The sequence below is a fragment of the Stenotrophomonas sp. YJH_SMC_81 genome, from assembly GCF_059370875.1.
Map to the genome: position 1 here is coordinate 125,542 of NZ_JCAFUB010000005.1, position 15,203 is coordinate 140,744.

Sequence of the window (15,203 nt, forward strand, 5' to 3'; positions counted from 1 at the left end):
GGGCGGCAGTCAGTCGATGCGCGCGTAGGCCGGCAGGGTCAGGAAATCGGTCAGTTCGTCGCTGCGGCTCAATTCGCCGAGCAGGGCGATGGCCTCGCTGATGCGTGCGCCACCAGGCAGCGCGGCGGTATCGCCCAGCCGTGCCGGCAGCTGCGCCAAGGTGGAATCCAGCAGGGCCTGGTCGATCGCGGTGCCATCGTCCAGCTGCTGGCCGGGCGTATGCAGCCACTGCCACAACTGGCTGCGGCTGATCTCGGCGGTGGCCGCGTCCTCCATCAGGTGATGGATCGGCACACAGCCGTTGCCATCCAGCCACGCCGCCAGGTAACGCACGCAGACTTCCACGTTGCCTTCGAAGCCGGCACGGGTGATGGTGCCCGGCGGCCGCGCGATCAGTTCATCGCGGCCGACGCGCACGTCCTGGCGCAGCACGCTGTGCTGGTTCGCACCGGGCATGTGTTCGTCGAAGATCGCCATCGCCACCGGAATCAGCGCCGGATGCGCGACCCAGGTGCCGTCGTGGCCGGCGCTGACTTCACGCAGCTTGTCGGCGCGCACGCGGGCCATGGCCTGTTCGTTGGCGGCGGCATCGTTGTTGATCGGAATCTGCGCGGCCATGCCGCCCATCGCATGCGCACCGCGGCGGTGGCAGGTCTGGATCAGCAGTTCCGAATAGGCCTTCAGGAACGGCTGGGTCATGGTCACCTGGCCACGTTCGGGCAGCACGCGGTCGGCGTGGCGGCGGAAGGTCTTCAGGTACGAGAAGATGTAGTCCCAGCGCCCGCAGTTCAGGCCGACGATGCGATCACGCAGCGCGTGCAGGATCTCGTCCATCTCGAACACCGCCGGCAGCGTTTCGATCAGCACGGTCACCTTGATCTGGCCGTGCGGCAGGCCGAGCATGCCCTCGATATGGGAGAGCGCGGTCTCCCACAGCGCCGCCTCTTCCATGCTCTGCAGCTTGGGCAGGTAGAAGTACGGGCCACGATCCTTCGCCTGCAGGGTGCGGGCGTTGTGGAAGGCGAACACCGCTGCGTCGAACAGGCCACCGGCGAGGAACTGGCCGTCGATGCGCACGTGCTTCTCGTCCAGGTGCCAGCCACGCGGGCGAACGATCAGCACCGCCTGTTCGTCGTACGGGCGCAGCGTGTAGTGCTTGCCATTGGCGGCGGTGTATTCCAGATCGCCGCGCACCGCCGCAGCCAGCGACTGCTGCCCGGCCAGCAGATTGCGCCAGGTCGGCGAGGTCGAATCCTCGAAGTCGGCCATGAACACCTTGGCGCCGGAGTTCAGCGCGTTGATGACCATCTTCGGGTCGGTCGGGCCGGTGATCTCGACGCGGCGGTCCTGCAGCGCGGCCGGCAGCGGCGCAACGCGCCAGTCGCCGCTGCGGATCGCAGTGGTGTCTTCACGGAAGTCCGGCAGGCCGCCCTGGTCGAAGAACGCCTGGCGTTCACGGCGGGCCTGCAGCCTCGCCTGCCGGCCCGGTTCCACCGCGCGGTGCAGCGACACCAGCAGGGCCAGCAGCGGCGCCGGCAGCACGGTGTCCTGGCCGGCCACGCGGGTCGCCAGGGCGATGCCGGGGGTGGCCTTGGTGGCGGGGGTGGGAACGGCGGAAGCGACGGCGGACATGGGGCGACTCCAGCGGTGGGGGAACGTCTCCACGGTGCCGCCCGGCCTCAGTATTTGGCAAAACAGTTTTTGCAATGTTTTACATAAGTTGTGCTAATACTCGTTACACGATGAGCACACGCACCCCGCCAAGTCCTCGTTTTTCCTACAAATCCGACCGGCTCAAGCCGCTGCGCGCGTTCTGCCAGACCGTGCGCCTCGGCTCCGTCTCACGGGCGGCTGAGGCACTTTTCGTCAGCCAGCCGGCCATCAGCCTGCAGTTGCAGGCGTTGGAACGGGAGCTGGGGGTGCCATTGTTCGAGCGCAGCGGGAGGCGCCTGGTGCCCAGCCGCGAGGGCCAGCTGCTGTACGAGATGGCACAGCCGCTGGTGGAGAACCTGGACGGGCTGGAGGCGCGCTTCCGCGACAAGGTGCGCGGCCTGGACGCGGGCGAGCTGAACATTGCCGCCAACAGCTCGACCATCCTGTACCTGCTGCCGAAGATCGTCGAACGCTTTCGCCTGCACCACCCGGACGTGCGCCTGACCCTGCACAACGCGATCAGCGCCGACGGCACCGACCTGCTGCGCGAGGATGCCGCCGACCTGGCGATAGGTTCGATGACCGATGTGCCGGCCGACCTGACCTACGCCCCGGCCTACCGCTTCGAGCAGGTGCTGATCGCACCACACGATCATCCGCTGGCCAAGGGCGGCGAGCTGGAGCTGGCCGACATCGCGCGCTATCCGCTGGTGCTGCCGCCGAAGCGGCAGATCACCTACCGCCTGGTGGACCAGGTGTTCCAGCGCCACCGCATCGCCTACACCGTGGCGCTTGAGGTGGGGGGCTGGGAAGTAATCAAGCAGTACGTGGCGATGGGCATGGGCATTTCCATCGTGCCGGCGCTGTGCCTGAACGAGGCCGACCACGAGCGGCTGGCGGCGCGATCGATGAAGCGCTGGTTCCCCGAGCGCAGCTACGGGGTGATCGTGCGCCGGGGCAAGGCGTTGTCGGCGCAGGCGCGGGCGTTCATCGAGCTGATCCAGCCGGAGTTGTTCAGTCCGCGCGATTACGACCAGAGCGGGCATTCGGAGCGGTGAGGGGTGTTCGGCAGGGCTGCGCCCTGCACCTGCAGAGGCCGAAGCAACAGCAACGGCGACAGCGGGCTTTCCGTGGGATGGCGGGGTGGGTCCGGTTACGGGGAACGCCGTAAATCCGTCCATGGAGGCTCGGTCGCGCCATCCATGGCGCTCACGCCCCCGCAACCGGACCCACCCCGCCTTCGACCGTTTTCTGCGAACTGTGGGAAATGCTCCCCATGGTGGGTGCCGACCGTTGGTCGGCACGGGGTCGGATCCCGTTGCTGCGCAACGGGCACTGACCCCGCCTCTGATCCATTTCCGGCTGACGATGAATAAACTGGACGTATGTCCATCGAACTCCGTCACCTGCGCTACTTCCTCGCTGTCGCCGATACGCTGCACTTCGGCCAGGCGGCGGAGCGGCTGGGCATGTCACAGCCGCCGCTCAGCCAGCAGATCCGCCAGCTGGAAGAACTGACTGGCGCGCGCCTGTTCGTGCGCAGCCATCGCCGCGTGCAGCTGACGCCTGCGGGCGAACTGCTGCAGGAACGTGCACGCGCCATCGTGCAGCAGGTGGAAACGGCCGTGGACGAGGTACAGCGTGCACAGCGTGGTGAGCAGGGTGAACTGCATATCGGTCTGACTCGTGCCACGCCACTGTCACCGCAGATTCCGCGTTCGATCCTGCGCTACCGTCAGCAGTATCCGCAGGTGCGGCTGCAGCTGAGCGAGATGAACACGCTGCAGCAGATCGATGCGCTGCTCGACGGTTCACTGGACGTGGGCATCATCCGCAAGCGCGCGCTGCCGCCGGAACTGGTGGCGCGCAGCCTGTTCGTCGACCCGCTGGCGCTGATCGTGCACGCCGACCACCCTGCCCTGCGCAGGCTGTCGAAGCAGGGCGCGCTGTCGCTGCGCGACTTCGCGCAGGAGCCGTTCGTAGCGTTCCGCCGCAGCGCCGGCGCGGGCATCCACGACCACATGATCGCGTTGTGCGCAGCGGCGGGCTTCACGCCGCGCATCGTGCAGGAAGCCGGTGAAGCATCGACCTTGATCAGCCTGGCCGCTGCGGGCCTGGGTGCGGCGATCCTGCCGTCGTCATGCGATCACATACGCGTGGAAGGATCGCGCTTCGTGGCACTGGCCGATGCTGGCGCGCATTCGGAAGTGCAGCTGGCCTGGCACCGCGAACGGGTAACGCCGCTGATCCGCAATTTCGCCACGCTGCTGCGCGGAGCGTTCGCCGAGGGGTAGGCGTGCACTCCACCCGGGTAGTGCCGGCCGCTGGCCGGCAACCCCACAGGGGCCGGCATGCCGGCCAGCGGCCGGCACTACTGTACAGTTTGGTTCACGCCGTCACCGGCTGCGGCGCGCGCTGCTGCAGTGCCCAGACGATGCCACCACCGATCAGGGTCAGCACCGCAGCGAACACGCATACCCCCCGCCAGTCCCAAGCCGCATAGGCCAGGCCACCGACCCCGCCCAGCACGCTGGATCCCAGGTAGTAGGCGAACAGGTACATCGCCGAGGCTTCGGCGCGCATCGTACCGGCGCGGCTGCCAACCCAGCTGCTGGCCACCGAGTGGCCGCCGAAGAAGCCGAACGTGACCAGCGCGATACCCAGTGCCATCGCACTCAGCCACGGCATTGCCAGCAGTGCGATGCCGGCGCCGATCAACGCGAACGAGATCGACAGGATGCGGCCGCGCCCGTAGCGCGTTGCCTGCTGGCCCATCCACGCCGAACTGAAGGTGCCCACCAGATAGACGCTGAAGATCAGGCCGACCACGGTCTGGCTGAGGTGGTACGGTGGCGCCAGCAGGTGGTAGCCCAGGTAGTTGTAGAGGGTGACGAACACGCCCATCAGCACGAACGAGGTGGCGAACAGCCACGGCAGGCCTGGGTCGGCGAACAGCAGGCGCCAGCGCGACGGCAACCGGCGCAGGCCGTCACGACGGGGATGGAAGTGGCGCGACGGCGGCAGCTGCAGCCACAACAGCACGGTACTGGCGATGGCGATGATCGAGACCACGCCGATACCCCAGCGCCAGCCCCAGTGGTCGGCGATGATGCCGGCCAGCAGGCGTCCGCTCATGCCACCGATGGCATTGCCGCCGATGTACAGGCCCATCGCCAGGCCCAGCGCGCGGCTGTCCATTTCCTCGACCAGGTAGGTCATCGCCACCGCCGGCACGCCGCTCAGCGCCAGGCCGAGCAGCGTGCGCAATACCAGCAGCGTGGTCCAGTCATCCACCAGCGCCGAGCTCAGCGACAGCATGGCCGAGGCCAGCAACGCGACGATCATCAACGGGCGGCGGCCGACCGCATCGGACAGCAGACCAGCCAGCAGCATCGCCACGGCCAAGGTGCCGGTGGTCAGCGACAACGACATGGCGCTGCCGGCGGCGGACACGCCGAAATGGCGGCTGAACTCGGGCAGCAGCGGCTGCACCGTGTACAGCAGGCCGAAGGTGGAAAAGCCGGCCAGGAACAACGCCAGCGCGGTGCGGCGGAAGGCCGGTGTGCCCTGCTGGATGCGGGTCTCGGCGCTGGAGTCGACAGTGGGGGGGCGGCGTTCGACGGCCGCCGCGGTTTCGCCAGTCATGGGATCGATGGGCCGGTGGGGGCGGCCAAGCGTGGGAGGGAACGGGCCTCAGACTAGGCCCGTCTATCCAGTCGATCCATAACCTGATAGGTCATGATTGATATACGAGAAGTATCAATTCAGCTTACAGGCGCTGCCACTCGAAGCCGTCGCCCCGGCGGTAGTACACCGCCACCGCGCGGCCGTAGAGCTTGTCGGCGTCGACGAAGCCGAAGAAGCGGCCATCGAAGCTGTTGCCGCGGTGGTCACCCAGCACCAGCACCTTGCCGGCCGGCACCACCAGGTCGGCGATGTCCGGACCGCCGCCCATGTCCAGATCAAGGCGGGCGCGTCGCTCGCCGAAGGCTTCCACGTCCTGCAGGTCGGCCATCTGCAGCGGCTGCCCGTTGATGCTCAGATGGCCCTCGCGCATCTGCACATGGTCACCGGCCACCGCCGCCACGCGCTTGATCAGGCGGGTGCCGTCGGCCGGTGAGTCGAAGACCGCCACCTCGCCACGCTGCGGGGTGCCGGTCGCCATCAGTTCCGTGTTGGTGAACGGCAGACGCAGACCGTAGGCGCGCATGTCCACCACCACCCGGTCGCCGGGCTGCAGGGTCGGCTGCATCGAACCACTCGGCACCACGTAATGGTTGGCCAGGGTATCGCGGGCGGCGGCGAGCAGGCCGAGCATCACCAGCAGCGGCAATGCCTCCTTCTTCAGCCAGGCCACGGCGCGTTGGGAAAAGGGGGGACGGGCAACAGCATCCATGACAGGCTCCGGTTGGGTGGTGGCTGCATCAGACCACATCCGGGCGCAAGAGGTTCCCGCGCCGCGCTCCTGTAGAGCCGAGCCCATGCTCGGCTTGTTCTTGTAGCGTCGAGCTTGCTCGGCTGAGGCGCAGAGCAGTCGAGCAAGCTCGACTCTACGGAACGGCAGCCGAGCGTAGGCTCGGCTCTACATGAAGGGTTACGCAGGTTTTACGCCCCGGTCCGGCCGCGGGCATCGCACCTTTACGGGCAGCACGCGCATCGTGTGCCCACCGCGCCACACGGCGCATTCCGCAAGGTGTTGTATGACCCTCCTGGTGATCCGCCACGCCTCTTCGTCGGCACCGCGTCCCCAACTGCCGGCACAGCTGGCCGGCCATCGCGTGCTGTGCAGTGATTGCGCCAGCCTGTCCGAGGTACGCCAATGCCTGTGCCAGCCGCAGGCGCGCTCGGCCGACTGGGTACTGCTGGATGTCGGTGCCGCCGACGAGGCGCAATGGCAGGCCGAAGGTGGCGCGCTGCAGGCGGCGCTGGAACGGCTGCCGGCGCAGTACATCGAGTTGCAGGCGCCCAGCGAACCTGGTCTGGATGCACGCCTGCGCCTGCACCACGGCCCCGCCGCCGTGGTGGTCGACCAGCGCAGCCAGCAGGCCGGTTACCCGTTGTCGCTGGCCATTGTCGGCCGCCGCCTGGCGCAGGAGAGCTGAGTCATGTCGATCTTCATCATCCGCGGCCCGGAAGCGGCCGGCGCCCTGATCCGCACCGCGATGCCGCTGCCGGCACCGGTCCTGAAGTCGCTGGTGCATCGCGCGATCGACGCCGGCACCAGCGTGGCGATCCGCGCCTGCGGTTCGGAACAGGAACTACTCGATGCGCTGCGCGTGGCCGACCACAGCCGTGGCGAGGTGACGCTGCTCGATCCGGGTGCGTGTGCCAACAGTCTGCGCCTGCAGCGGCTGCTGCCCTATCTGCACAACGCGTACGTAGAGGTGCATGACGACGGCGCAGTGGCCGAACCGTGCCTGCCGGCCGGTGTCGGCCAGCGCCTGGGCATTGCTGCTGGGTATGGCGCGCAGAGTTATGTGCTGGCGCTGGATATCGCGCTCGACCACCTGGGCCTGGCCGAGCAGGCCAACCGGGTGCACGTGGGGACGTGATCCGCTTGTGTAGAGCCGAGCATGGGCTCGGCTCTACACAAAGAAAAACGGCGGGGTTGCCCCCGCCGTTTTCGCTTTCTTATTTCAGCCCGCGGAACTTCAGCAGCGGTTCCACCGACGGGTCCTTGCCGCGGAAATCGCGGTACAGGGTCGACAACTCCACGCTGTTGCCGCGCGAGAGGATCTTGTCGCGGAACTCCTGGCCGTTGGCCGCAGTCAGGCCACCGTGTTCGGTGAACCACTGGTAGGCGTCATGGTCCAGCACTTCGGCCCAGAAGTAGGCGTAGTAACCGGCCGAGTAACCACCACCCCAGATGTGGTCGAAGTAGGTGGTGCGGTAACGCGGCGGCACCTGCGGCAGGTCGACCTTGAACTTCTTCAGCGCGCTGGCTTCAAAGGCACCGACATCCTGCAGCGGCGCATCGGCCTTCTGCGTGTGCCAAGCCAGGTCGAGCAGCGCGGCCGACAGGTATTCGGTGGTCGCATAGCCCTGGTTGAAGCTGCGCGCCTTGAGAATCTTGTCGACCAGTTCCTGCGGCATCGCCTCGCCGGTCTTGTAGTGCTTGGCGTAGTTGGCGAACACCTTCGGGTCCAGCGCCCAGTGCTCGTTGAACTGCGACGGGAACTCGACGAAGTCACGCGAGGTGGCGGTGCCGGCGATCGACGGGTACTTCACGTTCGAGAACATGCCGTGCAGCGCATGGCCGAACTCATGGAACATCGTGGTGACGTCGTCGAAGCTGATCAGCGCCGGCTGGCCGGCAGCCGGCTTGGTGAAGTTGCAGACGTTGTAGACCACCGGCTTGGCACCGGTCAGACCGTCCTGTTCGACGAACACGTCCATCCAGGCGCCACCGGACTTGCTGTCACGCTTGAAGTAGTCGGTGTAGAACAGCGCCAGCGAGGTGCCGTCCTTGTCGAACACTTCGTACACCTTCATGTCCGGGTTGTAGGTCGGAATGTCGGTGCGCGGCTTGAAGGTGATGCCGTACAGCTGGGTGGCGGCGTAGAAGACGCCGTTCTGCAGCACGTTGTCCAGTTCGAAGTACGGCTTGATCTGCGACTCGTCCAGATCGTACTTGGCCTTGCGCACCTGCTCGGCGTAGAAGTCCCAGTCCGAAGCGGCGACCTGGAATCCGCCCTTCTGCGCGTCGATGACCTTCTGGATCTCACCAGCCTCGGCGCGCGCCTTGGCGGTGGCGGCCGGCACGGTGTCGGTCAGCAGCTTGAGCGCGGCCGCCGGAGTCTTGGCCATCTGGTCGCCCAGCTGGTAGTCGGCGAAGGTGTCAAAGCCGAGCAGCTTGGCCTTCTGCGCACGCAGCTGGGCCAGGCGCTGCACGGTCTGCCGGGTGTCGTTGGCATCACCGCGCTCGGCGCGGGTTTCAGAGGCCTTCAGCACGGCGGCACGCTGGTCGCGATCGCTCAGCGAGCCGAGCACCGGCTGCTGGGTGGTGTTCTGCAGCGGCAGCAGGAATTTGCCATCCAGCTTGCGGTCCTTGGCGGCGGCCGCAGCGTTGTTGATCGCGCCCTCGTCCAGGCCGGCCAGCTTGGCCTTGTCGTCAACGACAACAGCCGCAGCGGCGGTCGCGGCCACCAGGCGGGTGTGGAACTGGGTGGAGAGCGTGGTCTCTTCCACGTTGAGCTTGCGCAGGGTCGCCTTGTCAGCGTCGGACAGCTGCGCACCGGCGCGCACCAGGCCATCGTAATAGTGTTCGACCAGGCGCTTCTGCACCGGATCCAGCTCCAGCGTGTCACGCTGGTCGTACAGCGACTTCACGCGCGCGAACAGCTTCGGATCGAGGTTGATCTCATCCTGGTGCGCGGCCAGCTTCGGCGCCACTTCTTCCTGGATCTTCTGGCGCGCATCGTTGGTGTCGGCCTGGACCAGGCCGAAGAAGATGCGCGACACGCGGGTCAGGGTCTCGCCGCTGCGCTCCATCGCCACGATGGTGTTGTCGAAGGTGGCCGGCTCGCTGCTGTCGGCGATCTTGCGCACGTCGGCCAGGTGCTGGCGCATGCCTTCTTCGAACGCCGGCAGGTAGTCGCTGTCCTTGATCTTGTCGAACGGCGGGGCCTGGAACGGCAGCGTGCTGGCACTCAGCAGCGGATTGGTGGAGGCTTCGGCCGGCTGCTGGGCCGGGGTCTTCTGGGCATCGGACACGGGGGTGGACTCCTTGCCGGAACAGGCCGCCAGCGCCAGGCTGATGGCGGCGGCCAGGACTACGGTACGCGACATGTAAAAACGCTCCTTGGGCAGACGGTATGGATACCAGTCCTCCACCCTACTCCTGTCGCGCTCGCCCGGCATGTGCCGGACGTGGCGTCTATGCGGCGCCCTGCGGCCGGCTCAGACCGTGCCGCGGGTCTTGCCGATCCAGGGCCGGTAGAACTCGCGGATGGCAGCCATGTCGGCCACATCGTCGCCGCTCGGGGTGAACAACGGACCGATGCCGATGGTCTTTTCCGGATAGTGGAAATACGCAGTCAGGATCGGCACGTCGGCCATCCGGGCGATCTTCAGGAAGCCGGCCTTCCAGTCCTTCACCGCCTTGCGGGTGCCCTCGGGGGTGATGGCGAACCACATCTTCTCGTTGTTGCGCAGCAGGTCCACCGCCTGGCCCACCGTGCCCTGTGGCGAGCTGCGATCGAGCGGAATCACGCCCAGCCGGTGCAGCAACGGGCCCAGCGGCCACCAGAACAGCGACGCCTTGCCCAGCACCTTCACCTTCATGCCGAGCGCGATCTTCGCCGCCATGCCCCACAGCCCGTCCCAGTTGGACGAATGCGGGGCGATGATGAAGACCAGCCTGGGGATGTCAGGCAGGGTGCCGGTCACCTTCCAGCCCCCCATGCGCAGGGTGCAGCGCGCCAGCCAGCGCAGGAAGGCGTTGGGTTTGACCTGCGGCATCTGCGGCGGGACGGCCGGCAGCAACGAAGTCGGGTTGTTCAAGCAATCACTCCCAGTCACGTGATGAGCGCCCGCGCTTGATCTGCGCGCGCCCGCGTTTGGCGTCCAGACGACGCAGTTTCGACCCGAGGGTCGGCTTGGTGGCCTTGCGCGGTTTGGGCACGCTCAGCCCGGCCTGGATGAAGGCCGCCAGCCGCTCGCGCGCATCCTCGCGATTGCGATCCTGGGTGCGGAAACGTTGCGCGTCGATGACCAGCACGCCTTCGCCGGTCATGCGCCGGTCACGCCGCGCCAACAGCCGCGCGCGCAACAGTTCGGGCAACGAGGGCGAGTTGGCCACGTCGAAACGCAGTTCCACCGCAGTGGACACCTTGTTGACGTTCTGGCCGCCGGCGCCACTGGCGCGCACGAACCGCTCGACGATCTCGCCGTCGGGGATTTCAAGCTGCGCGCTGATGGTGACCGGTCCACTGCCCATCCGCGCATTGTAGCGGCAGCCACGTGGTGGAGTGCGCCATCGCGCCCCGTATGCCGCCGATCAGGCGCCGAACACGCCGCCTTCGCCTGGGCTGCAGGTATGCTGGCGGTCCCATGTACCGCAGGAAGCCCGCATGACCCGCTTCGCACCCGCCCTGCCGTCCCTGCTGCGCCGCGCCGCCCTGCTGCTGGCACTGGCCACGGCCAGCGTCCCGGCACTGGCCGCCCCGCCGACCGACGGCGACATCAACCGCCTGCTGTCGGCCTCGCGCGCGCAGAGCATGATCGACACCATGGTGCCGCAGATCGAAGCCATGCAGCAGCAGCAGTTCCAGCAGGTGGCCGCGCAGCGCCAGCTCACCGCCCAGCAGCAGGAACAGCTGAAGCGGATCCAGGCGCGGACCAGCCAGACCCTGCGCCAGGCCATGTCGTGGCAGCAGCTGCGGCCGATGTACGTGGACCTGTACAAGAAGACGTTCAGCAAGGAAGACGTGCTGGCGATGGCCGAGTTCTACGAGAGCGCGGCAGGCCAGAGCCTGCTGGACAAGACCCCGGCACTGATGCAGAACGTGATGGTGGCCATCCAGGCGCGCATGCAGCCGCTGTTTGCGGACCTGCAGAAAGACCTGGAAGCGATCGTCAACGAGCCGGAAAAGAAACGAGAATGAGGTAGTGCCGGCCGCTGGCCGGCTCCCCAGTACACCTGGAATCACGCAGCTGCCGGCCAGCGGCCGGCACTACCGTCAAACTGCGTCCACCTGCCAGCCGAACAGGTCCAGTGCCTTCTGGAACTGGCGGTCCAGCGGCGCACTGACATCCACGTTGCCGCCCTCCGGATGCGGAAAACGCAGGCGCTCGGCGTGCAGCAGCATGCGGTGCACGCCCTGCATGCGGAAGATGCGGTTATGGCGCCCATCGCCGTGGCTGGTATCGCCGATCATGTGATGCGAGAGGTGCTTGAGGTGACGGCGGATCTGCCGGAAGCGCCCGGTCTGCGGCTGGCAGCGCAGCAGCGCGTAGCGCGAGCTGCTGAATTCGCCCACCGGCACCGACAGCTCGCCAGTGGCCAGGCGCTGGAAATCGGTGATCGCCGGCTTCTTCACCGGCTTGCCCGGCCCGCCATCCAAATCATGGTCCACCCGCCAGGACAGCTCGGCCGGCCAGCCTCGGCAGACTGTCAGGTAGTCCTTGGCCACTTCGCCACCCATCAGTGCCTTGCCCAGCGAACTGGCGGTTTCGCGGTCGAAGGCCAGCAGCAGGCAGCCACTGGTGGCCCGGTCCAGGCGGTGCACGAGGAAGATCGGCCGCCCCAGCTGCTCACGCAGGCGGTCGGCCAGGAAATCATCTTCGCCACGGGCCAGCTTGCTGTCGTGGACCATCAGCCCGGCAGGCTTGTTGACCACGGCCAGGCGCTCATCCAGGTGCAGCAGCTGCAGGGGCGCGGTTTCAGTCTCGACCGCGGCGAGGGTGTCAGGTTCGGTACTCACCGCGGGATTATCGTGGCTGGGCACTGAATGGGGTAGAGCCGGCCGCTGGCCGGCTGCCTCCGGGCAGTTGGATTGCGGCGGCTGCCGGCCAGCAGCCGGCACTACCGGATCACGCGCGGGCAGCGTGGCAATCAGGCGTTGCGCACGGCCAGCAGTTCGCCGTTGCCCACCGGCACCACGCTGGTGCTGAAGTCCGGATCGGCATCCAGCAGCAGGCACAAGGGTTCCATCTCTTCCGCGTGCGACGTGGCGTTGTCCACCACCAGCAGGCCCCCTGGCCGCAGCACGCGGCGCACCTGCGGCCACCAGCCGGCGTACTGCCCGCGGTCCGAATCGAGGAACAGCAGGTCGATGCAGCCTTCGCCGGCCTCTGCCAACCACTGCCCGGCATCGCCATGCACCAGCGTGATGTGCGCGGCCAAGCCGCTGCGCGCGAACGTGGATCGCGCCATCGCCACCTTGTCCTCGGCGACTTCCAGCGTGGTCACGTGGCCGTCGATGGCGGCGGCGGCTTCGGCCAGCCACAGCGTGGAGTAGCCATTGGAGGTGCCGATTTCCAGTACACGGCGTGCGGTGCCGAAACGCACCAGCACCGACAGGAATTCACCGGTATCCGGCGTGATGTTGAGCATGCGCCGAGCGCGCTCGGTTTCATGCGCGTCGTTTTCAGCACCGAAGTGCATCAGTTCGTTCTTCAGCGTCTGCAGCACCGGGTCTATCTCCACCACGCGCGCGCCAGCGCCAGCGCGCCGACGGCACCGGACACCCAGCTCCACATCGGCAGGTCGCCCCAGTACCAGCCCGGCGGCTGCAGCACGTACATCAGCGCGGCAATGGCCAGCAGGCCGACGCCGGTGATCGCGCCGACCGCGCGCTTCTGCAGGCGCTGCACGCTGGCATCCAGCGCAACCAGATCGCGCGAGCGCATCGCCAGCTCGTGGCGCCCCTCCACCTGCTGGGTCAGCCAGGCGTGTACGAGGCGCGGCATGTCCGGTGCGTGGGTCATGATTTCCGGCAACCGCTTGCCGATCTCGCGCACGACCCGGCGTGGGCTGTAGCGCTCGCGCAGGATCTTCGCCAGCACCGGCTTGGCCACCGCCCAGATATCGATCTGCGGATCCAGCTGGCGGCCGACACCTTCGATGTTCAGCAGGGTCTTCTGCAGCAGGATCAGCTGCGGCTGCAGGGTCAGCTGGTAGCGCTGCGCCACGCGGAACAGCTTCATCAGCACTTCGGCCAGCGAGATCTGCGACAGCGGACGGGTGAAGTACGGCTCGCACACCGAACGCACGGCCGCTTCCAGATCATCGATGCGCACGTTGTCCGGCATCCAGCGCGCCTGCACATGCAGTTCGGCGATGCGGCGGTAGTCGCGGTTGAAGATGGCCATGAAGTTCTCGGCCAGGTAGTACTGATCCTCCTGCGACAGCTGGCCCATGATGCCGAAGTCCAGAGCGATGAATCGCGGGTTGGCGCGGCGGGCCGGATCGGTGTCGACCCAGATGTTGCCGGCGTGCGCATCGGCATGGAAGAAGTTGTCGCGGAACACCTGGGTGTAGAAGACCCGCACGCCCTTGGCGGCCAGTGCCTTGCGGTCGATGCCCGCCTTGTCGAGCGCAGCGATGTCGTCGGACGGGATGCCCCACACGCGCTCCAGGGTCAGCGCGCGCTCGGCGGTATGGCTCCAGATCACTTCCGGCACGTACAGGTCGTCGCTGTTCTCCCAGAAGCGGCGCAGCACGCTGGCATTGGCGCCTTCGCGCTGCAGGTCCAGCTCGGCGGCCAGGGTGTTCTCGACTTCGGCCACCACTTCGCGCGGTCGGATCTTGTCGGCACGCGGATGGGTACGCTCGACCAGCGCGGCCAGCGAGTTGAGCAGGGCGATGTCGGCATCGATCTGCTTCTCGATGCCCGGGCGCAGCACCTTGACCACCACCTGGCGGCCATCGGCCAGCGTAGCCGCATGCACCTGCGCGATCGAAGCCGAGGCCAGTGGTTCGGTATCGAAGCTGGCGAACGCCTCGCTGACCGGCAAGCCAAGCGCTTCCTCGACAATGCGACGCGCGGTGTCACCGTCGAACGGCTTGACCCGGTCCTGCAGCAGGGTCAGTTCGTTGGCCACGTCCGGCGGCACCAGGTCGCGGCGGGTGGACAGGATCTGGCCGAACTTGACGAAGATCGGGCCGAGGTCCTGCAGCGCCAGGCGCAGGCGCGCACCGCGCGACTGTGCGGCGATGTCGGCCGAGGCACGCGGCACGAACGGCTTGGCCAGGCGCAGCCAACGCTCGGCCGGCGTGCCCTGCAGCAGGTCGTCAAGGCGGTAACGCAGGATCACCCGGCCGATGCGGCTCGCCCGCAGCACGGCCTTCATGCGGCACCCCGCAGGCGCTGCACCCGCGCGCCAAGACGCTCGACGTCATCGCGCAGCACGTCCACATCATCGTGGAAGGCATCCAGTTCGGCGCGCGGCACCACGTCGCGCGATTCCTCGGTGATGAATTCGGCGGCGCTGTGGGCCAGGTCGATCGCACCCTGGCGCGCGTGCTGCAGGGCGCTGCGCAGGGTGTTGGCGACCTGCACGCCCAGTACCTCGCCAAACACGCTGACGAACGGCTGCTGCCAGTCCGGGTCGAAGCCCTTGGCCAGCTGCTGCAGGCGCCGCGCCAGTTCGGCGTCACCGGCCACGCGTACACGGCCCTTGTTGTTGGACTCGCCGCGCCGTGCGTTGGCCAGCAGCGGCAGCTGCGCCAGCACGCCGGCCAGGCTGCTGCGCACGGCCAGGTCGGCTTCCTGCGCATCCACCGGGCCGACCCGCAGCTGGTCGCCGTCGACGCTGATGCGCATCGCCAGCGACGGCGCTTCCAGGGTCAGGTCGATGTGCCGGCCATCGAGGCTGGCCAGGGCATGGCGGGTATCCGGATCCAGCGCCAGCGCGCGGTTCAGGGCGATCTGCAGGGCGCGGCCAGCGACCGGCTTGAGGGACTTGAGCAGGGAAAGAGCCATGGGCGCATTCTACCTGCGTGGGTGGGGGGCTTGGGCCGGGCTGCCGCCCGGCACCCGCAGATGCAACAGCCAGGGCAACATCAAAGCTGGCTATCCGTGGGATGGCGGGGTGGGTCCGGTTGC

15 protein-coding genes are annotated in these 15,203 nt (G+C 67.5%); 5 read left to right on the forward strand and 10 right to left on the reverse strand.

Annotation, left to right across the window (positions count from 1 at the left end; all coding sequences use genetic code 11):
- Positions 1 to 9: 9 nt before the first annotated feature.
- Positions 10 to 1,632 (reverse strand): malate synthase A, encoded by a 1,623-nt coding sequence (gene aceB / locus AC5P8U_RS12445; protein ID WP_072167320.1) that lies wholly within the window; start codon positions 1,630 to 1,632, stop codon positions 10 to 12.
- 110 nt (positions 1,633 to 1,742) lie between these two features.
- Here aceB and AC5P8U_RS12450 point away from each other — a divergent pair, with 110 nt between their 5' ends.
- Complete coding sequence (locus AC5P8U_RS12450; RefSeq protein ID WP_032954693.1) at positions 1,743 to 2,711, forward strand: LysR family transcriptional regulator; 969 nt, start codon at positions 1,743 to 1,745, stop codon at positions 2,709 to 2,711.
- 327 nt (positions 2,712 to 3,038) lie between these two features.
- The gene (locus tag AC5P8U_RS12455; protein WP_151354945.1) at positions 3,039 to 3,947 is read left to right on the forward strand and encodes a LysR family transcriptional regulator; all 909 of its coding nucleotides are present in this window, start codon (positions 3,039 to 3,041) and stop codon (positions 3,945 to 3,947) included.
- Positions 3,948 to 4,041: 94 nt separating this feature from the next.
- Here the strand turns inward: AC5P8U_RS12455 and AC5P8U_RS12460 are convergent, their stop codons facing one another.
- Positions 4,042 to 5,298: an MFS transporter gene (locus tag AC5P8U_RS12460; protein ID WP_495214168.1), complete on the reverse strand. Its 1,257-nt coding sequence runs from the start codon at positions 5,296 to 5,298 to the stop codon at positions 4,042 to 4,044.
- 124 nt (positions 5,299 to 5,422) lie between these two features.
- Positions 5,423 to 6,049 carry a signal peptidase I gene (gene lepB, locus AC5P8U_RS12465; RefSeq protein WP_005420745.1) on the reverse strand — a complete coding sequence of 209 codons (627 nt, stop codon included), beginning with the start codon at positions 6,047 to 6,049 and terminating at the stop codon, positions 5,423 to 5,425.
- Positions 6,050 to 6,353: 304 nt separating this feature from the next.
- On the opposite strand from lepB, the gene AC5P8U_RS12470 reads away from it, so the two are divergent.
- Entirely contained in the window at positions 6,354 to 6,755 is a 402-nt protein-coding gene (locus AC5P8U_RS12470) for a hypothetical protein (RefSeq protein WP_495214169.1), read from the forward strand.
- Between the two features lie 3 nt (positions 6,756 to 6,758).
- Positions 6,759 to 7,205, forward strand: a complete 447-nt coding sequence (locus tag AC5P8U_RS12475; RefSeq protein WP_004153636.1) for a 3-dehydroquinate dehydratase — start codon at positions 6,759 to 6,761, stop codon at positions 7,203 to 7,205.
- 79 nt (positions 7,206 to 7,284) lie between these two features.
- Here AC5P8U_RS12475 and dcp read toward each other — a convergent pair whose 3' ends face one another.
- The 3 genes from dcp to arfB all read right to left on the reverse strand — a co-directional run bounded on the left by dcp (position 7,285) and on the right by arfB (position 10,591).
- Positions 7,285 to 9,441: a peptidyl-dipeptidase Dcp gene (gene dcp, locus AC5P8U_RS12480; protein WP_061480256.1), complete on the reverse strand. Its 2,157-nt coding sequence runs from the start codon at positions 9,439 to 9,441 to the stop codon at positions 7,285 to 7,287.
- Positions 9,442 to 9,552: 111 nt separating this feature from the next.
- Positions 9,553 to 10,155 carry a lysophospholipid acyltransferase family protein gene (locus tag AC5P8U_RS12485; RefSeq protein ID WP_049413619.1) on the reverse strand — a complete coding sequence of 201 codons (603 nt, stop codon included), beginning with the start codon at positions 10,153 to 10,155 and terminating at the stop codon, positions 9,553 to 9,555.
- Positions 10,156 to 10,159: 4 nt separating this feature from the next.
- Positions 10,160 to 10,591 (reverse strand): alternative ribosome rescue aminoacyl-tRNA hydrolase ArfB, encoded by a 432-nt coding sequence (gene arfB, locus AC5P8U_RS12490; RefSeq protein ID WP_334272006.1) that lies wholly within the window; start codon positions 10,589 to 10,591, stop codon positions 10,160 to 10,162.
- Between the two features lie 133 nt (positions 10,592 to 10,724).
- Between arfB and AC5P8U_RS12495 the strand changes: the two genes are divergently transcribed.
- A complete protein-coding gene (locus tag AC5P8U_RS12495) occupies positions 10,725 to 11,258 on the forward strand; it encodes a DUF2059 domain-containing protein (RefSeq protein WP_005420757.1) in 534 nt (177 codons plus the stop codon).
- A gap of 75 nt (positions 11,259 to 11,333) precedes the next feature.
- Here the strand turns inward: AC5P8U_RS12495 and AC5P8U_RS12500 are convergent, their stop codons facing one another.
- The 4 genes from AC5P8U_RS12500 to AC5P8U_RS12515 all read right to left on the reverse strand — a co-directional run bounded on the left by AC5P8U_RS12500 (position 11,334) and on the right by AC5P8U_RS12515 (position 15,080).
- Entirely contained in the window at positions 11,334 to 12,101 is a 768-nt protein-coding gene (locus AC5P8U_RS12500; protein ID WP_425520606.1) for a pseudouridine synthase, read from the reverse strand.
- 107 nt (positions 12,102 to 12,208) lie between these two features.
- Positions 12,209 to 12,760, reverse strand: a complete 552-nt coding sequence (locus AC5P8U_RS12505) for an O-methyltransferase (RefSeq protein ID WP_252744282.1) — start codon at positions 12,758 to 12,760, stop codon at positions 12,209 to 12,211.
- Positions 12,761 to 12,792: 32 nt separating this feature from the next.
- On the reverse strand, positions 12,793 to 14,448 hold the full coding sequence (gene ubiB, locus AC5P8U_RS12510) for a ubiquinone biosynthesis regulatory protein kinase UbiB (protein WP_061479344.1): 1,656 nt from the start codon (positions 14,446 to 14,448) through the stop codon (positions 12,793 to 12,795).
- Positions 14,445 to 15,080: a ubiquinone biosynthesis accessory factor UbiJ gene (locus AC5P8U_RS12515; RefSeq protein ID WP_005420772.1), complete on the reverse strand. Its 636-nt coding sequence runs from the start codon at positions 15,078 to 15,080 to the stop codon at positions 14,445 to 14,447. The genes ubiB and AC5P8U_RS12515 overlap by 4 nt, the downstream gene beginning before the upstream one ends.
- Positions 15,081 to 15,203: the final 123 nt, after the last annotated feature.